The 25424-nt window shown below is 42.4% G+C and carries 31 protein-coding genes; 14 read left to right on the top strand and 17 right to left on the bottom strand.

The genetic code is table 11. The features are described from left to right. Positions 1-184 precede the first annotated feature (184 nt). The gene (locus LC605_RS19290; protein ID WP_229549124.1) at positions 185-3043 is read right to left on the bottom strand and encodes a cation-translocating P-type ATPase; all 2859 of its coding nucleotides are present in this window, start codon (positions 3041-3043) and stop codon (positions 185-187) included. A 588-nt stretch (positions 3044-3631) separates the two neighbouring features. Here LC605_RS19290 and LC605_RS19285 point away from each other — a divergent pair. Beyond that, positions 3632-5302 carry a transglutaminase family protein gene (locus LC605_RS19285; RefSeq protein WP_229549123.1) on the top strand — a complete coding sequence of 557 codons (1671 nt, stop codon included), beginning with the start codon at positions 3632-3634 and terminating at the stop codon, positions 5300-5302. A gap of 11 nt (positions 5303-5313) precedes the next feature. Here the strand turns inward: LC605_RS19285 and LC605_RS19280 are convergent, their stop codons facing one another. Both LC605_RS19280 and LC605_RS19275 read right to left on the bottom strand, forming a co-directional pair. After that, positions 5314-5490: a hypothetical protein gene (locus LC605_RS19280; RefSeq protein WP_229549122.1), complete on the bottom strand. Its 177-nt coding sequence runs from the start codon at positions 5488-5490 to the stop codon at positions 5314-5316. A 743-nt stretch (positions 5491-6233) separates the two neighbouring features. After that, positions 6234-7088, bottom strand: coding sequence for a PD-(D/E)XK nuclease family protein (locus tag LC605_RS19275; protein WP_229549121.1), 855 nt, complete (start codon positions 7086-7088; stop codon positions 6234-6236). Between the two features lie 146 nt (positions 7089-7234). Between LC605_RS19275 and LC605_RS19270 the strand changes: the two genes are divergently transcribed. From LC605_RS19270 to LC605_RS19260, 4 genes are all read left to right on the top strand, one after another. Beyond that, the gene (locus LC605_RS19270; RefSeq protein WP_229549120.1) at positions 7235-8650 is read left to right on the top strand and encodes a phosphoglucomutase/phosphomannomutase family protein; all 1416 of its coding nucleotides are present in this window, start codon (positions 7235-7237) and stop codon (positions 8648-8650) included. A 458-nt stretch (positions 8651-9108) separates the two neighbouring features. Beyond that, positions 9109-9387, top strand: a complete 279-nt coding sequence (locus LC605_RS19265; protein ID WP_229549119.1) for a LapA family protein — start codon at positions 9109-9111, stop codon at positions 9385-9387. A gap of 82 nt (positions 9388-9469) precedes the next feature. Next, complete coding sequence (locus LC605_RS33025) at positions 9470-9676, top strand: BrnT family toxin (protein WP_267868592.1); 207 nt, start codon at positions 9470-9472, stop codon at positions 9674-9676. A gap of 107 nt (positions 9677-9783) precedes the next feature. Continuing rightward, positions 9784-10227 (top strand): DUF29 domain-containing protein, encoded by a 444-nt coding sequence (locus tag LC605_RS19260; RefSeq protein ID WP_229549118.1) that lies wholly within the window; start codon positions 9784-9786, stop codon positions 10225-10227. Between the two features lie 32 nt (positions 10228-10259). Here the strand turns inward: LC605_RS19260 and LC605_RS19255 are convergent, their stop codons facing one another. The 5 genes from LC605_RS19255 to LC605_RS19235 form a co-directional block, all read right to left on the bottom strand. Then, on the bottom strand, positions 10260-10538 hold the full coding sequence (locus LC605_RS19255) for a type II toxin-antitoxin system RelE/ParE family toxin (RefSeq protein ID WP_229549117.1): 279 nt from the start codon (positions 10536-10538) through the stop codon (positions 10260-10262). After that, entirely contained in the window at positions 10528-10794 is a 267-nt protein-coding gene (locus LC605_RS19250; RefSeq protein WP_229549116.1) for a CopG family ribbon-helix-helix protein, read from the bottom strand. The genes LC605_RS19255 and LC605_RS19250 overlap by 11 nt, the downstream gene beginning before the upstream one ends. A gap of 148 nt (positions 10795-10942) precedes the next feature. Continuing rightward, the gene (locus tag LC605_RS19245) at positions 10943-11347 is read right to left on the bottom strand and encodes a hypothetical protein (protein WP_229549115.1); all 405 of its coding nucleotides are present in this window, start codon (positions 11345-11347) and stop codon (positions 10943-10945) included. Between the two features lie 2 nt (positions 11348-11349). After that, positions 11350-12321, bottom strand: a complete 972-nt coding sequence (locus tag LC605_RS19240) for a hypothetical protein (protein WP_229549114.1) — start codon at positions 12319-12321, stop codon at positions 11350-11352. 462 nt (positions 12322-12783) lie between these two features. Continuing rightward, positions 12784-13506, bottom strand: coding sequence for a Uma2 family endonuclease (locus LC605_RS19235; protein ID WP_229549113.1), 723 nt, complete (start codon positions 13504-13506; stop codon positions 12784-12786). Positions 13507-13640: 134 nt separating this feature from the next. Here LC605_RS19235 and LC605_RS19230 point away from each other — a divergent pair, with 134 nt between their 5' ends. Next, positions 13641-14687: a DUF4351 domain-containing protein gene (locus tag LC605_RS19230; RefSeq protein ID WP_229549112.1), complete on the top strand. Its 1047-nt coding sequence runs from the start codon at positions 13641-13643 to the stop codon at positions 14685-14687. Positions 14688-14939: 252 nt separating this feature from the next. Here LC605_RS19230 and LC605_RS19225 read toward each other — a convergent pair whose 3' ends face one another. After that, on the bottom strand, positions 14940-16517 hold the full coding sequence (locus tag LC605_RS19225; protein ID WP_229549111.1) for an NAD(P)H-quinone oxidoreductase subunit 4: 1578 nt from the start codon (positions 16515-16517) through the stop codon (positions 14940-14942). A gap of 323 nt (positions 16518-16840) precedes the next feature. On the opposite strand from LC605_RS19225, the gene LC605_RS33020 reads away from it, so the two are divergent. Beyond that, on the top strand, positions 16841-16972 hold the full coding sequence (locus tag LC605_RS33020) for a hypothetical protein (RefSeq protein ID WP_267868591.1): 132 nt from the start codon (positions 16841-16843) through the stop codon (positions 16970-16972). Between the two features lie 65 nt (positions 16973-17037). Here the strand turns inward: LC605_RS33020 and LC605_RS19220 are convergent, their stop codons facing one another. Both LC605_RS19220 and LC605_RS19215 read right to left on the bottom strand, forming a co-directional pair. Then, a complete protein-coding gene (locus tag LC605_RS19220; RefSeq protein WP_229549110.1) occupies positions 17038-17430 on the bottom strand; it encodes a DUF5615 family PIN-like protein in 393 nt (130 codons plus the stop codon). Then, positions 17427-17804 (bottom strand): DUF433 domain-containing protein, encoded by a 378-nt coding sequence (locus LC605_RS19215; RefSeq protein WP_229549109.1) that lies wholly within the window; start codon positions 17802-17804, stop codon positions 17427-17429. Before LC605_RS19215 ends, LC605_RS19220 begins: the two co-directional genes overlap by 4 nt. Before the next feature lie 286 nt (positions 17805-18090). Here LC605_RS19215 and LC605_RS19210 point away from each other — a divergent pair, with 286 nt between their 5' ends. The 7 genes from LC605_RS19210 to LC605_RS19180 all read left to right on the top strand — a co-directional run bounded on the left by LC605_RS19210 (position 18091) and on the right by LC605_RS19180 (position 22546). Continuing rightward, a complete protein-coding gene (locus LC605_RS19210) occupies positions 18091-19647 on the top strand; it encodes an N-6 DNA methylase (RefSeq protein WP_229549108.1) in 1557 nt (518 codons plus the stop codon). After that, on the top strand, positions 19575-20246 hold the full coding sequence (locus LC605_RS19205) for a restriction endonuclease subunit S (RefSeq protein ID WP_309143269.1): 672 nt from the start codon (positions 19575-19577) through the stop codon (positions 20244-20246). The genes LC605_RS19210 and LC605_RS19205 overlap by 73 nt, the downstream gene beginning before the upstream one ends. After that, complete coding sequence (locus tag LC605_RS19200; RefSeq protein WP_229549107.1) at positions 20243-20728, top strand: DNA-binding transcriptional regulator; 486 nt, start codon at positions 20243-20245, stop codon at positions 20726-20728. Before LC605_RS19205 ends, LC605_RS19200 begins: the two co-directional genes overlap by 4 nt. An 83-nt stretch (positions 20729-20811) precedes the next feature. Continuing rightward, the gene (locus LC605_RS19195) at positions 20812-21201 is read left to right on the top strand and encodes a hypothetical protein (protein WP_229549106.1); all 390 of its coding nucleotides are present in this window, start codon (positions 20812-20814) and stop codon (positions 21199-21201) included. A 144-nt stretch (positions 21202-21345) separates the two neighbouring features. Then, the gene (locus LC605_RS19190) at positions 21346-21546 is read left to right on the top strand and encodes a hypothetical protein (RefSeq protein WP_229549105.1); all 201 of its coding nucleotides are present in this window, start codon (positions 21346-21348) and stop codon (positions 21544-21546) included. A 248-nt stretch (positions 21547-21794) separates the two neighbouring features. Continuing rightward, complete coding sequence (locus LC605_RS19185) at positions 21795-22064, top strand: UPF0175 family protein (RefSeq protein WP_229549104.1); 270 nt, start codon at positions 21795-21797, stop codon at positions 22062-22064. Further along, on the top strand, positions 22061-22546 hold the full coding sequence (locus LC605_RS19180; protein WP_229549103.1) for a DUF3368 domain-containing protein: 486 nt from the start codon (positions 22061-22063) through the stop codon (positions 22544-22546). The genes LC605_RS19185 and LC605_RS19180 overlap by 4 nt, the downstream gene beginning before the upstream one ends. A gap of 43 nt (positions 22547-22589) precedes the next feature. Here LC605_RS19180 and LC605_RS19175 read toward each other — a convergent pair whose 3' ends face one another. The 6 genes from LC605_RS19175 to LC605_RS19150 form a co-directional block, all read right to left on the bottom strand. Next, entirely contained in the window at positions 22590-22820 is a 231-nt protein-coding gene (locus tag LC605_RS19175) for an addiction module protein (RefSeq protein ID WP_229549102.1), read from the bottom strand. 406 nt (positions 22821-23226) lie between these two features. Continuing rightward, entirely contained in the window at positions 23227-23763 is a 537-nt protein-coding gene (locus LC605_RS19170; protein WP_229549125.1) for a universal stress protein, read from the bottom strand. A 297-nt stretch (positions 23764-24060) separates the two neighbouring features. Beyond that, on the bottom strand, positions 24061-24480 hold the full coding sequence (locus LC605_RS19165; protein ID WP_229549101.1) for an endonuclease domain-containing protein: 420 nt from the start codon (positions 24478-24480) through the stop codon (positions 24061-24063). A gap of 106 nt (positions 24481-24586) precedes the next feature. After that, entirely contained in the window at positions 24587-24808 is a 222-nt protein-coding gene (locus LC605_RS19160; protein ID WP_229549100.1) for a type II toxin-antitoxin system HicA family toxin, read from the bottom strand. Then, the gene (locus LC605_RS19155; RefSeq protein WP_229549099.1) at positions 24801-25067 is read right to left on the bottom strand and encodes a type II toxin-antitoxin system HicB family antitoxin; all 267 of its coding nucleotides are present in this window, start codon (positions 25065-25067) and stop codon (positions 24801-24803) included. The genes LC605_RS19160 and LC605_RS19155 overlap by 8 nt, the downstream gene beginning before the upstream one ends. A gap of 13 nt (positions 25068-25080) precedes the next feature. Then, a partial coding sequence (locus LC605_RS19150) for a DUF29 domain-containing protein (protein WP_229549098.1) occupies positions 25081-25424 on the bottom strand: 344 nt, incomplete at its 5' end.

The raw sequence follows: 25424 nt of genomic DNA, 5'->3' as shown, positions 1-25424 counted from the left end.
GGGGGGGGGGGGGGGGGGGGGGGGGGGGGGGGGGGGGGGGGGGGGGGGGGGGGGGGGGGGGGGGGGGGGGAGTGGGGGGAGATGGGGGGGTGGGGGGAGTAGGGGGAGATGAAAAAGCAAGCAATTATTATTCCCCCTCATCCCCCTCATCCCCCTCATCCCCCTAATCCCCCTCATCCCCCATTTACACGGCCTTCTTGCCCATAATCCGCAAGAATATCTTCTCTGATTCAATCCAGATAAACATTAAGGCACTGAAGCCAACACAAATCCCCAATTCCTGTAGAGTCAGGTAGTGGGTACCAAAGAAATCTCGCAGGGGTGGAACGTAAACTAGCATCAGTTGCAAAATTGTGGTGACGATAACAGCTGCTAGTACAAATATATTAGAGAAAGGATTCATCTCAATGGTCAGTCGGTTGTTGGAGCGAATGGCGATCGCGTGACCCATTTGGGCAATACATAAGGTAGTAAATACCATTGTTTTCCAAGTATCGGGATTGCCTTGATAGCTAGGGGCATGGGTATGTTGATAAGCCCACCACATTAAGGCAATAGTGATAATGGCAAATATTATACCAACGCGAATCATATAAGAACCCAATCCTCTGGCGAAAATACTTTCGCGGGGACTAAAAGGCGGACGTTTCATCACATCTGGTTCTGGAGGTTCCATAGCTAATGCCAAAGCTGGTAAACCGTCTGTTACCAAGTTCATCCACAGAATTTGTAAGGGAGTGAGGGGAACGCCTCCCAAACCAATTAGGGGTGCGGCTGCAATTGTGAGAACTTCGCCAATGTTACTGCCCAGAATGTATTTAATAAAGCGGCGGATGTTGGTGTAAACAACTCTGCCTTCTTTGGTGGCGCTGACAATGGTGGCGAAGTTGTCATCAAGTAACACCATGTCACTGGCTTCTTTACTGACATCAGTGCCCGTAATGCCCATTGCAATACCAATATCAGCTTGTTTGAGGGCTGGGGCATCGTTGACGCCATCGCCTGTCATTGCGACAAATCTGCCCCGGCGTTGCAGTGCTTGGACAATTCGCAGTTTGTGTTCTGGGGAAACCCTGGCATAGATGCTCACCAGGTCAACGTTTTGCTCTAGTTCTTGGTCACTCATCCGTTGCAACTCTTGACCTGTGAGCAGACGATCGCCTTCTTGGGCAATTCCCAAATCGGTGGCGATCGCTCGTGCTGTTAATTGGTGGTCGCCAGTAATCATTACTGGGCGAATGCCTGCTTCTCGGGATTCTTGGACTGCTAACCTTACCTCTGGGCGGGGCGCATCTAGCATTCCCACCAATCCCAGCCATACCAAATTTTGCTCAGATGTCTCATCTGAACTTTCTGGTGGAATCTCCACCAGGGGTTTGTAGGCAAAACCTAGTACCCGCAAACCTTTACTCGCCATTTGGTCATTTTCTGCCAAAATTTTCTGACGTTGTTCTTCAGTTAAGGGGCTTGTGTCATGACCCAAGTGAATTTGAGTACAACGTGCCAAAGTTAACTCTGGGGAACCTTTGGTAAACATTAAGTAACGTTCAGATTGGAGAAAATCGGCGATCACTGGGTCAACACCTCTCGAAGACGCTTCACCTGTGGCGACTCCCTCCACCTGAGAAATCACACTCATCCGCTTCCGTTCCGAGGAAAAGGGGAACTCCGCAACGCGAGGTAACTTACTGTTCCACTGGTCTTTTTCGATTCCCGCTTTTCCCGCCAGAGTGACTAATGCCCCCTCTGTAGGATCTCCCAAAATTGCCCATTCTCCTTGTTCTTTTTGCAACACCGAATCATTACAAACAGCACAGGCGACTGATAACGCGGAAATTTCTGGAGACTCCTCAAGGGAAATTTTTTGACCATCTAACTGAAAGTCCCCTGTGGGAGCATAACCTTCACCGGTGACGCGAAAAGTTTTGTTATTGGTGTAAATCGATTGCACCACCATTTTATTTTGAGTCAGCGTGCCGGTTTTATCAGAACAGATAGTAGTTACAGAACCCAATGTTTCCACTGCTGGCAATTTGCGAATCAAGGCATTTTGGCGCACCATTCGCTGAGTTCCCAACGCCAAGGTGACGGTAATTACAGCTGGTAAACCTTCTGGCACCACAGCAACCGCCATACTCAAGGAAACTTCCAAGAGTTCTTGGATATTCTTAAAACCTCCATCCCTGATTACACCGCCGACAACGACAATCGTTACAAGAATTAAAGAACCCGTAACTAGGACATTACCCAGTTGAGTCATTCGCTGCTGTAACGGTGTAGGTTCACTTTCCACCGCCTGCAACATAGTGGCAATTTTACCCAGTTCTGTAGTCATTCCGGTGTTAGTTACCAGAACCTTACCGCGTCCTTGGACTACTTCAGTTCCTTGAAAGACGACATTGAGGCGATCGCCTAATGATGTTTCCTCCGGCAATTTTAGTGATGCTTGTTTATTCACCGCTTCGGCTTCACCAGTCAATGCTGACTCACGCACTTGTAAATTAGACTGTTCTATCAAGCGTCCATCAGCAGCTATCTGCATCCCAGCTTCCAGCAGCATTACGTCCCCTGGAACTAGTTCCTTAGCTGCTATCTCCACTAGCCTGGAGTCACGGATAACCCGCACTAAGGGAGAAGTCATTTTTTTCAAGGCTGCGAGGGCTTTTTCGGCACGGCTTTCTTGAACGTAGCCGAGTATGCCATTGAGAATAACAATTGCTAAAATCGCGATTGTATCTTTAAATGGCACTTCACCGGGCTTCAAAGTGCCCGCCCGCAAAGCCATCAGGTCTAAAAACCCAGAAATCAGAGCTACGCCAATCAGCATCAACAACATAATGTTCTTGAACTGATCCAGCAGAATTTCCCAAGGACTTCGGCCAGCACTTTCTTCAAGTTCGTTGGGGCCGTACTTTTGTAACCTCTCTTGTATATCTTGAGATGTTAAGCCACTGTCTGCGTTACTATCAAACAGGTCTAGCGCTTTATCAACTTCTAAACTATGGCAAACGGCGGCACCTTCAGGCAAAGAATTAGCAGACATCGTGTAGGTCACAGCAAATGGTTACAAAATTCGATCATAATTTAGTGATGGCATGAATTCCATCTTCTCAGGTTAGATTAAGGCGATCGCCCGGATGTATGAGTGTATATGTAATTCTTAAGATTTGTAAATTCCTCCTGTTTTGATTAGTATTATTTCTCACGAAAGAGTTTTTCGGAACGCACTATACAGATAATTGTAAGTAATAGAGCTTTGAAGCTTGATGAATTTTGGGCTGTATTGCTTTAATTTACATCTGGTCAATAGCCAGGATGCTTGTCAAAAGAGCATTTATTCATTGTTAATTTTCAGATAAGTTGCCAGGAAGGTTTTACTATTACTCTCAGGACTGACGCAAAATCATGAGAAAACGAACCGCATTCGCGCAGCGTCTCCCCCTGGGAGAAGGACGCAAAGGACACAAAGGAATAAAGTCCTAACTCTGTTCACTCACCCCAATCAGGGGAGCCACTGTTCAAGTAAGATTTTCCGGATCCAGCAATTGGCGTGACGGTGGTTAAAACCGCTTAAGTCATGTTTCCTCTTCTACCTAAAGGAGAGGGGTTTTTACACTTCCCACAAGGTTCTATGAGTTTTGCACTCCCCACTTTGACCGTTAGCCAGATGTTTGGGCAAAAGACAATTCGACCGCTTACTGCTGCTACCCTGTGTGGCATTACTTTCATCAAAGATAAACTGATTGCCATTGACAGTGTTAAAGGCCATCTACTAGAAATTGATCCCACCTCTGACAACAGCAAAATTCTCAATTCCCATCAAGTTAAAGAATTTACTGATGTCACTGGTCTAGCTGCATGGGAAGATACCCTGTGGGTGAGCCGAGAAAATAGTGTTTACTTGTGCAAGCTCAATGCTTTGGGTTTGGAACATTTTGTGACATTGCCTTATCCTGCTGATGGGGTTGCTGTTTGGGAAACAACAGTTTATGTCAGTTGCCAAAGGCTGGGCTACATTCTGGTTTTTGACCGCGAAACGCGAAAAGAAATTACCAGATTTTATCCCCCTGGTGTTGGGATAGAGAATTTGGCAGTTACTCAAGAAATGTTGTGGATTTGCGATCGCACTGAACAATCAGTTTATGCGATGGACAGGGCAACAGGAGAACTTCAATTTAGTGTCCTGACACCCTTTGAATGTCCCACAGGCATCGCAATACATAAAAATGGCGAAACAGATAAAGAAAGTATTTACGTCGCCTACGCCTCAGAGGAGCCTTATATTCGGGATAACCCCAATGCTAACCCTAGTCATGAGTTAACGTTCCGCGATCGCACTTTTATTCACCCTCTGTATTATCATTACCAACCAGATAAGCGCTACGCCCTCTCCAATGGCTATCTCATCGAAATGTCCTATGCTGAGGAAATTGCCCCCTTAGACGAGGTTTATTTACCTGATGTGGAATGGCGCATTGCCCTACCATCAGAAACTGAGCGTCAAAAGGTGAAACACGTTGAACCCATAGGTATACCCTTTACCGAAGAAGCGATCGAGGGGCAACGTGTAGCAGTCTTTAAATTTGATTCTCTTGCACCAGGAGAACGGCATATATTTGGCTGGAAAGCACTTTTGGAAGTACGAGGCATTAAATATCGCATCACGCCCAGAGATGTGGAAGACGTTCCAGAACTGTCCTCAGAATTACAAACACGCTACTTAGTGGATGACGACGATTTAGCAATGGATACAACCATTGTTCGCCGCGCCGCCAGAGAAGCCATTGGTTCTGAAACCAATGTGCTGCGGAAAATGTACAGCATCCGCAACTACGTCTATGATGAGTTGTCATACGGTATAAAACCTTATATTGACTCACCAGATATAGTTTTAGAACGGGGCGTTGGTTCCTGTGGCGAATATGTTGGGGTTTTGCTGGCCTTATGCCGTTTAAATGGTATCCCCTGCCGTACCGTCGGGAGGTACAAATGTCCTGCCCATAGTGACTTACAAGGAGTGCCGCTACAACCCGATTTTAATCATGTTTGGCTGGAGTTCTACATCCCGAATTTTGGCTGGTTGCCAATGGAATCAAATCCTGACGATGTGAGTGAAGGTGGCCCTTATCCGACGCGCTTTTTTATGGGCTTGTGCTGGTATCACATTGAAATTGGCAAAGGCATCACCTTTGAAACTGTGACAAGTCAAGGTGCGCGGCTAACTAAAGAAGATATCCCCATCGGTGATTTGGCGATAAATCATATTCGCTTCACAATTCTTAAAGAATTACCCACTTTTTAAATTTCTTCGATTTATTTACCCAAATTATGCTTTTTAATTAGCTCCTGGTTTTCAGGTTTATTGAGCCATTCTTCTAAAGCCTCAGCGATCGTATCGCTGAGGTTTTTATCTTTGAGAGCTACCACAGCCCGAAACAATCGGTTTAACTCTGGAGAAACATAGCCCCGTAATTCCTTCTTTTCACTCATCAACCTTGCACACCTTACAACCGCTTAATTTTTGCACAGCTTTTTAGGCTATGTTGATTTAGTGGTTTATCCTATTATCCTATTGTCCTATTTAGGGAGTATGATTGTGAGTGTTGCAATGCGATCGCTCTCCGGCTGGACACCAAATAAAGCGATCGCTAAAGTGAGACGTGGGGCTTCTTGCTGTTTCAGCTAAAGCTGTAACCAGCACAATTCACTATTTGCAATATTGGTTATGCAGATGTTGGTGATTGGAGTCCTCTGCTACCAAGCCCCAATCCAGGCGAGGTCATGAGCATTTTGAATCGACCTATTCTGGTGCAATAGCCATCACGTTAATACTCGCACGATCATTAATCTGATGCAATAAAAAAATTAGCGAGTAGGGTGTGTTATGCCGTAGGCTAACGCACTTTAATACCTCTGCTTAACCACTATTTTCGTCTACTTCTGAACTCTCGTTCCTATTCAAGTATTCTTCAAACAATTCAAAAAATTTCTGTAGTGCCTCATCCTCGTCTACAGAATAAAAAAGAATTATCTTAGCCCATGACTGACCTGAGTTAATTCCATATTTTTCTTCAATCCATGATTGAAACCCCTCAAATTCCCTTTCTGGCTCGCTTGGAGATACGCCAACTTATTGTTTGACTGTATCAATGTCAGGCAATATTTTCAGGTATTTATTTGGGATAGGATGTCTACGACAAGCGAAGTTTGTAAATTATATCTTTCTTTCCCAATTAGCTATTAACTCTTAAACTAGGCAATGGATATGATTGATGTTGCTTAAAATTGGCAAACTCACAGATGGAGTTAAATGGGCAAAAACGGCAGTGAGAGCCAGGATTAGGAGGGAAAATTTTACTGAAATTACTAGTTTTTTCCTGATATTTTTGCAAATCGTGTTGGTGCTTATGGGCTATATTAGCTAACTCAAATTTTAAGGATTCCAATTCACTATTATTGATGCTAATTAACTCTGACTTTTTGCATATTTCTAAATTATAAAATGATGCAACGGCTTCTCGCCCAGGGTAAAGATAACGAGCAGCTAACAAGTAAACTAAAGCCTGTCGTCGATCAAAAGCCGATTTACCAGTTTTAAAATCTAAAATATGTAATGTGCTATCAGACTCAATGAAAACGCAGTCCATAGCCGCATATAAGCGAAAGCAATAATCTTCTTGTTCAACTACTATCGGTTTGGGAAAGCCTTCATCACCCGAAGTTAATTGGATAATGTCTTTATCCAAAAGCAATGGAGCATCATGATATTTTTTCAAAATTTGCAGCACGCGCTGCTGGACTTGATCGCTTGAGTGGGCTAATCTCAGTAGCTGTGCAACTCTTTCTACACCATCTGCTTGCTTCAACAGATGCCTGTGATGATGAAACTCATAAATGCCTTTTTGGGCGAGTATGCCAATGCGCTGGGGTGCAGTGGCTTGTGTTAAAAGCGCTTTGACTTGTGGTTCATGTTGCCGCGCTTTGATAAACCCCCGTCTCATCTGGCAATGCCAGCGTTCTTGCCCGGTCGCTGGGGCAACTAGAGACCAAAGGTGATAACTGGCAAAAGGTCGATCGGGGGTTGACATTACTCAGAAACAGTGAGAGAAAATACGGTGGGGAGAAGTTTTAGCTAAGGCTTGCTTAGAAAACAACTTCGGGGGATACTTGCTGCTACACACGCTTTGCGGGAAGCTTTTATAGTACCGATCATGTACGGGAGCAAGTGGCAAAAATGTCTAGCAAGATAAAATTTGGTACCGATGGATGGCGAGGGATTATTGCCGATGACTTTACTTTCCCCAACGTGCGGAAAGTAACGAGGGCGATCGCCACTTATTTAGAAACAGCCTACACAAAAGATAGACCAGTACTTATTGCCTACGATACTCGCTTTTTAGCTGACCAGTTTGCCCAAGCTGCGGCCCAAGTACTAGCAGACTTGGGATGGAATGTGAAAATTACTGATCGGGATTGTCCCACACCAGTAATTGCCTACAACGCCCGCTACCTAAATTCCGCAGGAGCGTTGATGTTTACTGCTAGCCATAATCCAGCACCCTACTGTGGAATTAAATATATACCCGATTATGCTGGGCCTGCCACTCCAGAGATTACTGATACTATTGTGGCAAATATAGAAAGTGCATCGGATGAGTTGCCTGGAAGTAACCCATCAGGTTCAATTTCAATTTTTGATCCGAAACCTGATTACCTACAATTTATCTACACTCTACTTGATGTAGAAAAGATTAGAAGTGCTAATTTAAAGGTAAAGTACGATGCTTTGTATTCTACCTCTCGCGGCTATTTAGATGAAGTTTTGCAACATAGTGGCGTTCAGTTACAAAGTTTCCACGATTGGAGGGATGTGTTATTTGGGGGTGGAATGCCAGAACCCAAAGGAGAACAGTTAGTTGAATTAGTGGAAGCAGTAATCCGCGATCAGGCTGATTTGGGCTTGGCGACGGATGGAGACAGCGATCGCTTTGGTATCGTTGATGAACAAGGAACTGTCCTCACTCCTAACACTGTGCTGTTAGTTCTAGCACGTCATTTAATCAAAAATAAAGGTAAAACTGGCGCGATCGTCCGCACTGTGGCTACAACCCACCTGCTAGATAATTTTGCTGCGAAAAATGGGCTGCAAATTTACGAAACGGCAGTAGGTTTTAAATACATCGGCGAAAAAATGCGAGAAACTGCCGTATTAATCGGTGGAGAGGAATCAGGTGGTTTGAGTATTATTGGGCATATTCCTGAAAAAGACGGAGTATTAGCCGATATGCTGGTGGCAGAAGCGATCGCCTATGAAGGCAAACCCCTAAGTCAACTTGTCAAAGAAGCGATCGCCGAAGCCGATGGGCCACTTTACAACAACCGCCTAGACTTGCACCTCACAGAAGCGCATAAAACCGCCGTCATCGACTCCTTTACCAAAAATCCACCTACAGAGGTAGCCGGAATTAAAGTCAAGGAAGTAGGGCGTAAAGACGGTATTAAGCTCTATTTAGAAGAAGGTAGCTGGGTTTTACTGCGTCCTTCCGGTACAGAACCACTGGTGCGCGTCTACCTCGAAACCAACACTCCCGAAAAACTCACTCAAATCGCCCAAGAGCTAGAGAGTGCCATTGCTAAACTAGAGGGATAAAAATTAAAAGTTAGGAGTTAGGAGTTAGGAGTTAAGAGTTGTAAATTAACAATTCTTAACTCCTATTAACAGTTAAGTAGGTCGGCGCAATTAAAGCTAACTGGCTAAGGCTGTCACTTGTACTGCCCTTCGACTACGCTCAGGAACCGCGAAATCGAAGTATTTGTCCTTTGTCACTTGTACTGCCCTTCTCTACGAGAGGCTACGCCAACGACTACGCAGTTCGACTGCGGTTCCATCGAGCGGAGTCGAGATGCTCACCGTAAACTCAGGAACCGCGAAGTCGAAGTATTGGTCACTAGTAAAGATTTTAAGGCTATTTACGTTTCGTAACATACTTTGATTTTTTCGCGCCAACTTACTTAAGAGTTCTAAATTAATAACTCTTAACTTCTAACTCCAAACTTCTAACTCCAAACTTCTAACTCCAAACTCCAAACTCCAAACTTCATCAAAGTATGAAAACTTTTGCTCCTTTTTTGACATCTCTAGTTGTAGCGGTTTGGATAATCGCGATCGCAATTATTTCAGTCCAAAATGCCACACCTGTATCGTTAAAATTCTTAACATTCCAATCGATTCAGATACCAATGGGTTTAGTGCTAGCTTTTAGTGCCGGTTTAGGGTTAATTGGTATGGCACTGTTGCAACCTCTCTGGGGACTAGCTGGTTTTGGGCAGGGTAATTCTCGATTAGAAGACGATGCCGAATTTTTTGTTGATGATGAAGATTTTTGAGGCTTGATGAAAACATACAGAAGTACCCAGTTTAGTACTCTTCATCTCCCAATGTGTACATTTGTGCATACAATAGATTTAGATGGCGTATCAGTGGGATAGGGATAAGGCAGCAGCCAATCTTGACAAGCATGGTGTTGACTTTGCTGATGCAGTGACCGTGTTTTCTGACGATTTAGCAATTACCATCAGAGATCAATACGGTTCGGTTAGTGATATTTTGCCCCGGAAGATCCCCCCAACCCCCCTTAAGAAGGGGGGGCTAAAACCTTTCCCCCCCTTTTTTTAAAGGGGTCGCCATAGGCGGGGAAATCTTAACCGAACCGTATTGGAACTTGAGCGCATCGGAAAATGAGGATATTTTGGCTTAAACCATGCGGCTGATCGATAAAGGCTATGAGCGCAGCTTATAAAGCAGATTTTAATTTGTGGATTGAACAGACAGCCCAACTATTGCGATCGCATAGTTGGCATGAAATTGATGTAGAACATTTGATTGAAGAGGTTGAAGGCTTGGGCAAAAGTGAACGGCGGGCTATTGCTAGTCAACTAACTCGCTTGCTGTTGCATCTGCTAAAGTGGCAATATCAACCTCAGCGTCGCTCAGATAGTTGGCTCGATTCTATCACCGATTCTCGCACCCAAATTGAGTTAGCCATACTCGATAGTCCTAGTCTTAAGAGCTATCCTACAGAGCAACTTGAGGAAAGTTATCAAAGGGCGCGTCGCCAAGTAGCCAAACAAACAGAGTTGCTAATTTCCGTGTTTCCAGAAAAGTGTCCATTTTCTGTAGAGTTAGTGTTGGATGAAGACTGGCTACCGGAAGCAAGCAATATTTGATAACTGTAATTGTGACTGTGTGGGTAGTGGCGCTAATCTGGATAGCGTTTTGACGTGTGAAGAACCCGAAGAATTTCTACCGACTCTTCTTTGACTCGATAAATAACAATGTATGGCGTGCTAGAAATTACTAGCTCCCTTGTACCTTCTATACGTCCAAGTCGCCCCATAAAAGGATAATTCTCAAGTTGACTAGCACCAAGCTGAATCCTCAATATCACTTTCTGCGCTGCTTCTGGATTCTCTTTCAGGATGTAGCTATGGGCTTGTTCCAAATTACGAAGCGCACGACGCAGCCACTTAATCTGCATTGGTGAGTCTTGCAAAAGTTGCTTTTACTTCTTCATCACTGGCAAAGTCTCCAGCATCCGCTTCAGCAATCCCCTTTTGAATCTCCTCGATTTGCCACTGGTACATCTGTAGATAAGTGGCTACTGCCTCATTAAGTACGTAGCTGCGATCGCGATTCATTCCGGCTGCGATCGCATCAAGTGCAGCCTTCTGATCGCTATCTATCCGAAACGTAATATTTTCTTTGCTCATCGTGTTGTAAAAGTTGTATTGCAATATATTATATTGCAATATGTGGCAATGCAACATAATTATAGTGGCAATCGCTATTTCTTAGAACCTACAAGCCTCGCACTACATGAAAAAAGCCTGTGTTATCAGGCTTTTTAGAAAGTTTTGCCAGAGCGATCGCGCTGTTCTAAAATCAAAATGTCCATTGGTGATCTGGATCATCCAGGGCGGCGCGAACAGAAGCTAAATTTGCAAGGTCTTTGAAAGGGCAAGATTTAGCTATTTCTGTAATTGAGTTTAAGGTAAGGGCTAGTTGTTCATTATTGCCAGATGCCATCGCATGATCAACGACAGCAAACAAAGCGCGAAAGTTTTCTGCACGTTCATCAAAAGAGCGATCTAGATACGCCATCAACAACTCTCGCTGGGCGTTAATCTTGGTGATTGTTTCATTTTCCCAAGCATCAATCTCTCGTCTCTTTGTCTGTTCCTGTTCGGCAACTTTTAGGTAATCGGTGTATGCTGAAACCATTTGCTGTAAGCATTGAGCAGGATTGATAAATTCCTGGACTACTGTGGTAACTTTTTTGACCGACATTCCTAATTACCTCCCAAAGTACGATACTTGGCTTGGATAGTCTCAGTAACAGGATTCAACTGCCCTTCACTATCTAAAACAGGAGTTTTCATGATTTCTGCAAGTGCTTTCACAAAAAGTGCGACTTTTTGAAACTTACTAGCGTCCCTGTTTTTGTCAAATGATGGTAAAGATTCAAGTTCTTCAAGACCTAAAATAGCAGATTTATTCAGACATTCAAATACACCCTGTAACTCCGTAATCCGCCGTCTTACTTGTTGCATAAAGTCTTTTGCTGCTTCAATTTTAGCGATCGCTGTGTTAATTTCAGCCTCATACTCCCGTGCCTTTGTCAACGCTTTCTCGCCTTGACCAGCAAGTACAAAGCCTCCAATAAGGACAGCAGGGCCAACGGTGATACCACCTAACACAAGAGAACCAAGAGCCATACCTCCGCCACCAGTAGCTAATGAGCCACCGCCCAACCATGCGAGAGTTGCACTCTGGGCTGCTGCACCGCTAAGTCCTCCTATAAGTGTCCCAGTACTTGCTACTCCTACAGAAGTAGCAAGACTCATTGCACCACCATATGCTGCTGCTGCTGCCCCAATTACCTTAGTGCCACCTTTGAAAAACTGTTCAGCTTCCATTGCGGCGGCTTTGTACTCGTTGATCTGCTGAACTGAAATTCCTTCCAGCCCTTCTAAAAACTCCTTCTCGCTTTGTTTTGCTTTACCAATATTTCGTTCGATAAAGTCAACAAAGCGCCCAATTGTACTCATCATTACATCAAGCTGGAGTTGACCATACTCTTCTGCAAGCTCGTTAGTTGTCTCCCAGTCTGCTTTCAACTCACTGACTGCATATGAATGACGGTTTTCGGCACGTTTACCAATTTCTTTTGCCTCATTCATGTTCCCAACACCTTTAGCACCTTTTACTGCTCCGAAAGCAGTAGTTCCTAAAGCAATAGCACCCAAAATCAGTGGAATCATGAAATACTCCTGATGTGATTAGTATTTGGTTAGTACTTGTCTACGGGTGAAACATCATAACAAGGCATCACCTTATACTTATTTTTCCCGGAGATAGCAACTAATGAACATTCAGAAGGTATGAATTTGAGACTGCGATGAATGCAGTTGTCAATCCTTTTCGTCTTGAGTGCGATCGCACAGGAGGCTAAAGCTTCAATGCAACACAATACGCTTGGGTTAAGGATTTTCTGGAGAACCATAGGCCTGTAGAGACGTTGCAATGCAACGTCTCTACACTGTCCACTGGACAATGGTTTTAGTCTTATTCCAAGCGTATTGCAATGCAACAGACAAGCGATCGCACTCAGCTTGAGGCTAGAATATTAATCCCAATCTTGTGGAAATAATTGGCGATGAAGTCTATAATTTCTAATCAGTGAGTTGTAGACGCGATCGCTTGCCCTGCAAAATTTGGTGAATCTATGACAAAGCTCCTGGATCAACACCAAGCATCTTCAACCTTTCCACCAATATTTTCACTTGTTGTTCTGCTTCCACACGTCGCTGTTCTTCAAAAACTGTGCGTTCTTCGGCTTCTCTAATGCGTTCTTCTGGTGCCAGCAATTTTTGCCCTTCTTCGTCATACCAGTACAGCCACTCCCGCACTATACCTTGATAAATTCCCCGTTCTCGCCCAATTCCTAAACCAATCTCTGGTAGCCAAACGGGATTTCCTGACATTAAAATATATTCCCCATCAACAAGGCGATACACTTCCAAAGGCGGCTTTTTACGACGAAGGGGACTATATACAACGTAGTACAAAGTTTCTAATTCTTTGGCATACAATTCTTTTTTTGTGCTATATTCTTCCCGATATATTTGGGAAACGACTTCTAGTGCTAATATTGGTAGTTTCTTTTCTTGCCACAGCACATAACTCAGGCGTAAGTCCTCATCAATGATGCGTTTAACTCCTAAGCTGAGAAACCCATCAGGGACAATTGCTGCTTTGTCTGGGTCATAATAAATACCCATGTCTACACCAAAGAACCAATCCCAACGATCGCACCAAACTAAAGCCAGTATCGTTTTCAGCAAGCCGGGAATTAAATTTTGTAGTTCATTATCCACAGCAGTATCATCTGAGTCGGGTAGTTCTTCGGAAGATGGCAAACAATGTAACGGATTGTAGTTTAACATGAGCGGTTTTGCCACATCTGATTGTACCTTGATTGTAGGAATTTTATCGATAATTAAGTAGATATACAAGGGACAAATGATTGTAAATTAAAGTACTGACATGAATGTGACAAAAATCAGCCTCTTAGATAAATATGACCAATATTAGCGATGTCTACGACGGGCTACCCCTACGCGCTGATTTTGATAGCCCTTGGAAAGAAATTCTAGAAGCTTATTTTCCTCAAGCAATGCATTTCTTTTTTCCAGAAACTTCTGCATTAATTGATTGGGAACGTCCTTATGAATTTCTAGATAAAGAATTTCAACAGATAGCTCGTGAAGCTGAACAGGGTAAGAGATATGCCGATCAACTAGTCAAAGTTTGGCAAATCCAAGGAGAAGAACTTTGGTTATTAATCCATGTTGAAATTCAGGCACAAAAAGAAGATAACTTTCCTAAGCGGATGTTTACCTACAACTTTCGCATATTTGACCGCTTTGATAAACCAGCAATTAGCCTTGCAATTCTCTGTGATTCAAACCGCGAATGGCGACCAAGCAATTACAGTTACAATTATCCCAATACTCGCTTATTTTTTGAATTTGGCAGTATAAAACTTTTGGATTACGAAAATCGCTTTCACGAGTTAGAAAATAGCGATAATCCATTTGCAACTGTCGTCATGGCACATTTGAAAACCCAGCAGACACGCTCATCAGCCGAACAGCGCAAAATATGGAAGTTTAGCTTAATTCGCAGACTATATGATTTGGGCTTAGAAGAGCAGGATATTCGTAATCTGTATCGATTTATCGATTGGGTTATGATATTACCAAAGGCATTAGAAAATCAGTTTTGGGAAGAGTTTAAACAATTTGAGCAGGAGCGGACTATGAAGTATGTAACTACAGGTGAGCGAATCGGCTACGAGCGCGGTAAAGCAGAGGGTAAAGCAGAGGGTAAAGCAGAGGGTAAAGCAGAGGGTAAAGCAGAGGGTAAAGCAGAGGGTAAACAAGAAGGTGAACAACAACTTATTTTAAGGTTACTACAAAGACGAGTGGGAGAATTATCACCACAATTGCAAGAGCGTATCCAATCTCTTTCTTTAAATCAGTTAGAAAACCTTGGCGAAGCTTTGTTAGATTTTACTGCTATGGAAGATTTACTTAACTGGTTACAAATAAATCAATCAGCTTAAAATCTATTTTTATAGCAGTCGCCAAAGCCGTTACGATAGTTGGCGGTAAACGCGCCTTCAACAGCCTAGTTTGTGATTTTATTGCTGTCCTAAGCTTCCTGTCCGTTGCTATATGTAAGGGGTTTGTTGGGTTTCGTTCCTCAACCCAACCTACGAAGTCTTGGATTATCTCTAAGCAATGTACATAAAAAAGGGCAGGTAGAAAACCAGCCCTCAAAGTAATCAATATTTAAACTAAACTAGCGATCGCAACTAATTACCAATTTCCGGCGCACTCAAAGAAACCTTTAATGTTTCTTCTTTTTGCTGTGCTAATGTCGGCACGGAATCACGCAATCTTGCCGTCAATTGTACAGTTGTAGCGTCGTACATCTGAGTCAGCAATTTGGGATAGAAACCAATACCAATAATTGGAATTAACAAACAGGCAATAATAAATACTTCGCGGGGTTCAGCATCTATCAAAGCTTGGTGAGAAACTAATTCCTCGTTCTCTTTACCGTAGAAAATTTCTCGCAACATCGACAGCAGATAAATCGGAGTTAAAATCACTCCTACTGCCATCAAGAACACCACGATAACTTTGAAAGTAGAGCTATAAGCATCGCTAGTAGCAAAACCCACAAATACCATTAATTCTGCCACAAAACCGCTCATCCCTGGCAATGCCAAAGAAGCCATTGAACAGGTAGTGAACATGGCAAAAATCTTCGGCATTCTCTTCGCGACACCGCCCATTTCATCTAACATCAGGGTGTGTGTGCGATCGTAAGTTGCGCCAACCAGGAAGAACAAACTCGCCCCAATTAACCCGTGGGAAACCATTTGTAATACTGCCCCACTCAATCCCAAATCGGTGAAGGAGGCGATACCAATCATGACAAAGCCCATGTGAGAAATTGAAGAGTAGGCAATTTTGCGCTTCAGGTTGCGTTGGGCAAAGGATGTCAACGCAGCGTAGATGATATTAACTACCCCCAAAACCACTAACACTGGTGCAAAATAAGCGTGGGCATCGGGGAGCATTTGGGCATTCATCCGAATTAAGGCGTAACCGCCCATTTTCAGCAGAATACCTGCCAATAACATATGTACGGGGGCTGTAGCTTCACCGTGGGCATCAGGTAGCCAAGTGTGTAAGGGAATAATTGGCAACTTGACGGCGTAGGCAATTAAGAAGCCAGTATACAGGGCAAGTTGGAAATTTAGGGCGAAATCTTTTAAGGCGAGCGATCGCATATCGAATGTCACCGTATCGCCGTAAAATCCCATTGTCAGGGCAGACAGCAAAATAAACAGCGAACCGCCGGCGGTGTATAGAATAAATTTGGTTGCTGCATATTGCCGTCTTTTACCTCCCCAAATCGACAGCAGAAAGTATATCGGTACTAGTTCCAGTTCCCACACCAGGAAAAATAACAGCATATCCTGGACGGCGAACACGGCAATCTGACCGCCATACATCGCTAAAATCAAGAAGTAGAATAGCTTGGGCTTGAAGGTGACAGGCCAAGCTGCTAAAATCGCCAGCGTGGTAATGAATCCAGTCAAAATAATTAGGGGCATAGATAAGCCATCTGCCCCTACTGACCAATTCAAACCCAATTGTGGTACCCAGGGGTAACTTTCCACCAACTGCAAATCTGGATTGGAGAAATCATACCCAGTATAAAAAGCATAAACAATTAGTGCAAAATCTATCAGCCCCACGATCAGGGAGTACCAGCGCACTGTTTTGCCTTCTTTATCAGGAATGACGGGAATAAGTAGCGACGCGGCTATCGGAAACAGAATAATCGTCGTCAGCCACGGAAAATTAGCTGTATTCATCACAATTCGTCTGCTATCAAAATCATGTTTGGCAAAAAGTCACTAGTTATTAAGTAACAGCTTTTTGGGGATTTCGTCTTCCTCGTTAGGTTGATTTAATTAAATTGGTAATCTCCCGTTTCTGCTGTTGGGAGTCTTTTTTGACCTTTGGGCGTGCGGAATGTGGGTTGTGATCCTCCCAGTCAAGTCAAAAATTTACCCTAAATAAGCCCGTAAAGTAGAGTTCTAGCGGTGCGTCGCTAAAAATACACGATGCTGCTTGGTGGTTGTCGAAAAAAGCGATTTGGTGCAAAAAGCATGAGAAGAGAAACAACCCTATCATAATGGCACAAATTGAAAATCAGATTCGTTATGAGCTACCAATCCTTTCTACATCTGATGACTTATCAGCCACTCCTGGAATTTTTGCATGGCAGCGATCGCACTATATAATTTCCCAGTTTATTAGAGGCTGATTCTCATCTTTAGCTTTTAAATATCGCTTTACCAAGTCCAGAACCAAAGCATTTTCAGACATTGACTATGGGATGAACAAACGACTTACGCCCAGGTAATTCTCAAGATAAAATGCAATTTCAATCAAGCGGTCAATGCATTGTTCTCGATATTCACGTTCAACAATCCGATCAACATTTCCAATAGTAACTACAGGTAATGAAGTTGGTAAGCATTCTTCTCGAAGAACTTGCTCCAAGGAATCTTCACCCTTCATACTACGATTGGCTGTTAGCAAAATCATTTGATTCTCTTGAGCAAATCGCCAAACTATGCGATCGCTGCTATCTATTGACAATTCCACTTCATTAAAGGAAATAAAACGAATAGCTAAATCTTCAAGCCAACCTTCAGAAGAAATGCTGCCGAAAAGCATGATTGATTGACCTTCAATGTTGTGATCGATGAGAAAAATCACTGGCTGATCGCTGCTCGTTTAGCTTTACGCGCTTGCAGTTTTTGCCAAGCAGATAAATACTCAGGCTTTGGGGGAAGCTTAGAAATATCGGCAATACGTTCTCGATTACGCTCTTCCCAATATTGGCGGATTTCTTGTGCTTGTTGTAAGACAGTTTGATATTCTGACTCTACTTCTTCATAATGGTTATCAATATAAGCCATAGCTACATCAAACTGTTCATCAGTTAGATAAAATTGGTGACGAATCAAATGGCGCGGATAACCTGCGTGAACATAATCCATTAACTGATAGAGAGTAATCCTTGTCCCTGAAATTGTCAGACCACGCTCTGTCCGAATAATGGCTGGTTGATTGTCAGTAGTTTTAGCCATACCTATTAGTTAAAAAGTTTCTCTAGCTACTAAATTCAGTTGATCGTATCATTTTCTAGCTTCACTCGAAGATACAACCCATTTCTTCAAGCTTACTGATTAAGTCTCTTCCTCTCATGAGACTTCAAGTTCTGCAACTGTGCGAATATTTTGGATAGTTCCACTTGTTCATTCAGAGATTGAAGAAGCAATTAAAAAGACATAGCCGTACATAGATAAGGCGTGATCGCCCAGAATACCATATCATTTATCTACTGTGTAATCTGTCTCCCATAACAATAACTTCATGCCTTTCTCCGATTTCACTAATCCTTACCAAAATCCGGCTAATATACCACAGAAGTATCGCCAGTATATAAATCTACTGAAGTTATTTAAAGCTGATGGTTCTTATGTGCGTCCAGCAGAAGACCCTGTGACCATGTGGGCGCTTGAGATTTTAGTAGAAGAGTACGGTGTTCCACTAGAGGCAATGGAACTAGAACTAAATTCAGATTTTGCCGAGGGAACTTATCAAGGTGGACGACGCTATCAAGGACGGGCAGACCTTGTAGTTTACGATGACCGTTATGCTGATTCTGTAGGTAATTTGGATGTAGCCTTCATTATGGTGGAGGCTATGGAACCAAGTAAAAAAGTTGGCGGGACTGAGGGGGAAGGTTGGGTTGATCATCTTAACCGACTCAATGCTTACATGAGTGCTTCACCATCTGCCCGTTATGCCATTTTAACCAGTGGTAAACATACAGTAATTTATCGTCGTGACCTTGACTACCCACGCAAATTAGAAATAATTGGTGATTTGCAAAAGTATGAAAGCGCCCGTGAAGCCGCAAAGCACAGTGACTACATTGTAATCCTTAATCCCAGTGAACCAGATGGGATTCAAACAGGACTCACGCCACTAACCCGTGATAGGTTTCGGGAGGTTTTGGGGGATACGCGTTCTGGTTGTCACTCTATTCTGAGGGATAATGAGGGTTTGCAGCCACAAGAAGCGGTTGATGCAATGGTTAAATTCTTGTTTGCTAAGTGGTATGACGAACAGGCAACAATTGACTTGGTAAAGCAAACAGGAGAATCACGCGCTTATGTATTTAGTGTTAGTAATGAAACTGACCCAGAACGTTTATTAGTTCAAGTCAGAGACACTTTTGAGAAAGCGAAGCAGTGGGAAAGAGAAACTTTAGCAAAAAAGTTTGGCGACGATCTTTCGGCACGTTTGGCTTTTAATGAGGCTGATGTGCTGCAATTCAAGCCTCACACGACAATGGAAATCGTCAAGCGTTTACAGCCTTGGAGTTTGCGAAAATCTTCAGCAGATGTCAAAGGCGGAGTATTTGAAGATTTTTTGAGCAAGACTTTCCGTGATGATTTGGGGCAATATTTCACACCTACACCAGTAATTAATTTAATGGTGGGAATTTTGCAACCTACAGTAAATGATTATGTTGGCGATCCTGCTTGCGGTTCAGCGCGAATGTTGACCCACGTTTTGGATTATGTGCGTAAGCAGGAGTATGCAAAAGCGATCGCAAATAATGGTGGTAGTGCTGAAGGGATTAATCCTGAAGAACCAACACAAGAGTTTATCAAGTTTCGAGATAATCATTTATTTGGTGCTGAATATTCTCGAAATGTGATGCACGTAGCGCGAGTTAATACTTTAATGAATGGCGCACAATATGCCGATTTAAAGGTAATGGATTCGCTGGAGCGATTGGGTAGCATTACAGGAGGAATTACACAAGGACTTCCAGAACGTCCGGGATTTTATCTGGGAGGGTTGACGATGATTTTAACGATCAATCTCCAAGAGCTAAAAATGCTTTATTTATATTAGATAATAGCGGACATGATATAAAATATTTAGGAAATTTAATTGAGGAAATACACTATGGTGCATCAGTAAAAAATGACTATGCTGATGATGGCATTCCGTTTATACGGATTGGAAACCTAAAGCCCAATTATATTGATGTTTCTAATATTGTCTATTTTGATGAAAGTAAACGCAGTTTACTTGGAAAAGCCTTTGTTAAACCAGGAGACTTACTAATGTCTCGTAGTGGTTCTGTGGGTATAGTCGCAGTTGTACCATCTCAGGCAAATGGGTTTGCCTTCGGTTCATTTCAAATTAAATTTCGGCTGCGTAATGATTTAGTAAATCCATTCTTTGTTGCATATTTTTTGAATTCAGCAATTGGTCAAGCCCAAGTTGAACAACAGAAAACAGGCTCTATTCAAATGAATATTACTATAGAGGGTATCAAAGCACTTAAAGTCCCTTTACCAACGATTGAAATTCAAAATAAAATAGTTCAAGAAGCAGATGAACAACGTACTCAAGCCAATTTTTTACGCCATGAAGCCGAAGATACACTTTTAACAGCAAAAATTCGTATAGAGCGCATGATATTGGGACAGGAAGATATGGCATGAAGGAGGGCAGTAAATACCAGCCACTCCTAGACTTTTTGCGTGGCACTAACCAAAGTGAAATAGCTCTTTCTTTTGCTGAAATCGAGACTTTAATAAAAGATACTTTACCCAATTCAGCGAAAAGTAAACGAGCGTGGTGGAGTAATCGCAGCAAAGGCGCATTACAAGCTTCAGCCTGGATAGAAGCAGGATATCGGGTTGAAGATGTTGATCTTGATAAGCAGCAAATCAAATTTTATAAACCTCCTAATAACTTTCAAGTTCAGGTTAAAGGTGACACTGTACTGTGGAATGGCGAATTAATCAAAGCACTGCGTCTTCACATGGGTTTAACACAGGCAGAGTTTGCAAAAAGGCTTGGTGTCTATCAGCAAACAGTCAGTCAATGGGAAATTGCAGCCTATGAGCCAACCCTAGCTACATCGAAATACCTAACCTTAATTGCGGATCAAGCTGGATTTAAATATACAGAGAGAGGTTAGAAGTCAAAAGAATTTTTGGGTCTGTCTGTTGACATTTTACAATGTAAGTTTTATTTTTGTCAATATACAATCTACATTGTAAAATGAATATTCAAAACACCGAACCCAAAGCCCTCTTCCTCTCCCCCGATGGCAACGTATACCCGGACAATCTAATTTGCACTGGCATCATCCCCGCAGAACTCGACGGCAAACCCTGCCCCCATTCACAAGCAGGGCGCTTTCCTGGAATTAAACCCCTCAATCCTGAAGACTCAAACTACACCATCGACAAAGGAAAACCAGGCGACCTCTGCCCAACCTGCGCCAAACAACAACTTGCACACCTTGGACACTGGCAAGGTCACAGAAATCAAAAATTCCCGGAAGAACTTCTATCATTGCGGTTGTTCAAGTGCCGGATGTGGCTATGGCTAGTTGTCCCAGGACTTCACGACCATGATGCAACCCAGCTTTTACCCCAAAATCTATGAGATGAGAGTGTTTAGAAGCGATGAAAACACACTCATACTTACAGCAACGCAGCAACAAAATTACAAATCTTGTCAAAAGCCAGCAAATAAGTTTCCGACGCTTCCTGCTGGCTCTTGGTTCCCTAACAAAAGGAGACATTCACCATGATAAAACCAGTTATTGTCCAAAATCATCCTTGGGTGATAGTAAAAACTGTAGTGATTACCCAATCTCACACCGTCGCCCGTTTTGCTAACCGCCAAGATGCAGACGACCATTTAAGATTTTTGCGTCGAACTATTCCCAATGGAGGTTTTGAGATTATGTTTGAACCGCCAAATGATGTAAAAGATATTGAGGAATAGCTCGTACAGTGGTTTAATTTGAGAAGCGATGTCTACGACAAGCCGCTTTGCGTCTACGCCTAGCCCAACTGGAGCATTGCTAAAAATTAGGACTTACGCACAAGTAACGGAAAAACGAACCGCAGAGGACGCGGAGGCCACGGAGGAATGAGAGTTTGAGAGAGTTTTTGCGTAAGTCCTAAAAATGTATGATGCTGCTCAGTTATTCTTAAAAAAAAGCATCATACATCCATCAAAGGACACCGCAAATGCAAATTACCATCGAAATACCCGATGACATTGCCCATCAACTCGCTAATACCCCTGACCAACTTTCTCGCCGCGCCTTAGAATCGCTGGTGGTTGAAGCTTATCGCCATCGGCAAATTTCTACTGCTCAAGTTCAACGTCTGTTAAATCTTTCTTCTCGACTTGCTACCGATGCTTTTCTTAAAGCCTATGAAGCTTACCTACCCTACACCGTAGCTGACTTAGAGCAAGACTTGCAAGCTATTGACCAAGCAATTATTCAGCAATGATAGTTGTTTGCGATACTTCACCTTTGTGCTATCTCATCTTGATTGATTGTGTTGAAATTCTGCCTCAACTTTTCGGTCGCATCACCATCCCCAATGCCGTCTGCACAGAACTTCTGGCCGAAGGTTCTTACATCCAAGTTCAAAACTGGATAGCCCAACCTCCAAGCTGGTTAGAGATTCAAACTACCACATCTCTATTACCCAACTTATCTAACAAACTTGGTATAGGTGAGCAAGAAACCATTTCTCTGGCTGTCCAACTCAACGCCGCCCTAATTATCTTAGATGATATGGATGCTCGACAAGCAGCGATCGCACAAGGTCTTAATGTCACAGGCTTACTCGGTGTTCTTTATCGTGCAGGAACCCAAGATATAATTGATTTTCCTAACGCCATTTCTAAATTGCAATTAACCACCTTTCGTACATCTTCTGCCCTCATCCAAAGTTTTTTAGATCGTTATTACCAAGAACAAGGTTAATTTTGCCACTCTTGCTCTGCCAATGGATGAAATACAATTCTTGTCATTGTAAAGATGCACGAACTCGTTGAAACAATTCTTCAGCCGGAATACCAGTAATTTGATTGGTGTTCATATCTTCATCACGCTTCTGGGCTTCTTCAACCCAACTAGCCGCAATTTCTTGATCTATTCCACTTTCTTGACCCAATCTTTCCAGTAATCTTGCTAATAAAATCACTTGAGAATCTTTTGGAAGTGCAAGAACTTCGGCTTCAAGCTGTTCAAGGGTCATATAGCAATCCTAAATCATTTGTGAAAATTATAATCTCTTTTTTCTTTCTTCCCTTTGCGCTCTTAGCGTACTTTGCGGTTCGTTTTCAAATTTTATATTTTTCACGACTCATTTAGGATTGCTATAGTTAAAGTCCGTTAAAACGGACTTTAACCTTTTCTCAGTAGTCTTTAGACTACTTTCGCTATTAGACTCAGAATTCATTCTGAGGCGGGCTAGATGAGAATGAAATAGCCCTGTCTAAGAGGTTGTTTGAAAAGTTCTCTTCTTGGTAGCAAAATGACTAAATACTAAAGTGGGCTAGTTTCCTGAATGGGATAAAGTCGAAATTGATGGGTAAGCAAGTTCCTAGTAAGGACTTTAGTGCTTACTACAAACCTGAAAAACTGGCTTGATAAAGTAGTAGTTAGTTAATGCTTAAAGTACTTGTAGTTTCCTTAACAACTTCATTTGTTTTAGGAGTAACTGAAAGATTCACAATATGCACTGAACAAGTAGCATGGTGAAGAACATAGTTACTCACACTACCGAGAAATAATTCCATCAGCCCAGAACGACCCCGACGCCCCATCACAATTAGGTCAGCGCCATAACTATGAGCTAAATCACAAATGATGCGACCAGGATTACCAATATTTTGTGTAAATTCCGTAGTTACACCTGCTGTATTAGCTTGGGCACAGAAAGATTGCAACATCTGGATTCCAAGATTTTTAAAGGTATCCCACTGTTTTTGATATAACTCGAAGCTTTGACTGCTCAATCCGGGATAGTAGTCAAAATTAGACAGCGTGGGTACATAAGGACTACCCTCTCCTTCGGGAGATAGGACATGCAGTAGCATTAAGCTCCCTTGCGTTAACTTTGCTAAACCCAACGCTTCTTTAAAAACCTGTTGCCCTATTTCCGAGCGATCTAATGCAACTAGAATCTTTTTAAACATCATAATAGACCTCCGATTTCATTGGTAAATGGTCTTTACGGTTTCTGGTTTCCAGATGCTGGATTGTCAAAAATGACTAATCCCTCAACTCTGTTTAGCTACTTTTTAATTTTAAATTTCTTAAAGGTTTTCGCCCTATATTTATATTTATAGCAAAAAAATTTGACAGTTTACAGCGTCGCATCCCTAATTTCACAGGTGCGATCGCATAGATTGACCTCTCCCCCAACCCCTCTCCGAAGCGGAGAGGGGAGCCGGATTTCTCCCCCTTCCCTCGTAGGGAAGGGGGCTGGGGGGTTAGGTCTGTTGAGAACAAGCTGTGGAAATACGCATCAAAACTTTATCAAGTTCGTGTCTGACTTCTTCATTTTTAATTCGCAACAAACCCAGTCCCCTAGTTGATAAAACTTTGTCCCGTTCTGCATCATATTCGGCTTGTTGTTCATGAATTTTGCCATCTACTTCTATCACTAATTTTGTTGCATGACAGTAGAAATCTGCAATAAAGCCATTGATAATCTGCTGACGGCGAAAGTGCAAACCATTCAGACGATTAGCACGAAGATGTTGCCAAAGAATTTTTTCTTCTGGTGTCATTTGCTGACGAAGTTCTTTGGCACGTTGCACTTTAACTAAGTCTACTTTGTATCCGATTACAATATTGCGAGTCCCCTCTTTTTTGAGTGGATAGGGTTCTTCGGGTGTTGGGTTATTCATTTATGAACTATGAAAATAGGTTGTTTATTTTTTATGATTGACCTCTCCCCCAGCCCCTCTCCGTTGGCGATCGTAATTATACTTAAAATATATTTATTTGTGATAATTAGCAAAAAAGCCCGTGTATAGCCATTTTCAACCTGGTGAGGTACAGGTATGCAAATATTTCTCTTGCACCCATATCTATAGGAACTACTCTTCTTTTACCATCAACTTCACGAGTATATAAACAATGGTCGCCTTTTCCTTCTCTATAAAATGTGCAACCTGCTTGTTCTAAAAGCTTAATTAACTCCTTTGGTTTCAGGGAAGGTATATTTTTAGGCATAAACCTTCCTTAATTCATATATCTCTGAATCTTCTTCTTTTTCTTCAACAAATAAAAATTCATGTAATTCATCTATTGAAACGGGAGATTTATAAATATTACTTTCAGAGTCATAAACAATTTCAAAAGACTCAATTGCTTCTTTCAGTTTTTTAATTGCATCTTCTTGACTATTCCCCTGCCCGACAATGCCGTTTTCTAAACATAAAGCAACCCAATAGCCAGAATTTTTTCTGAGTACAACGGTATAAAAATTCATTCATTTCTCCAACTTAATAACTATTTTTTAAAGTTTCTTCTAATGTAAACGGAGATTTTTCAGGAAAGAAATTTAATTTAATCCCTGTTTCATCAGATGCTTTTACACGAGCTTTTTGATAACAATTTTCAAATACTTCTGCAAGTAGAGGTTGCAAACTGGGGCTATCTTCTAATAATGTTTCAATACAGATACGTTGTTCAGAAATGGTACTGCGCCAGCTTTCACTACGTTTTTCTGGTTGATATTGCCATTTCAGCAAGTGCATCAATAACACAATTAATCGATTTTTTAACTCGCGTTTTTCCCTTCTCCCCATGCTTTCAATTTCTTCAATCAAATTAGGTATATCTATTT

Source organism: Nostoc sp. CHAB 5836, assembly GCF_020829445.1.
Taxonomy (GTDB): Bacteria; Cyanobacteriota; Cyanobacteriia; order Cyanobacteriales; family Nostocaceae; genus Nostoc.
Note: the sequence above shows the minus strand (reverse complement) of the source record. Positions and strands in the feature narration are given on the sequence as shown.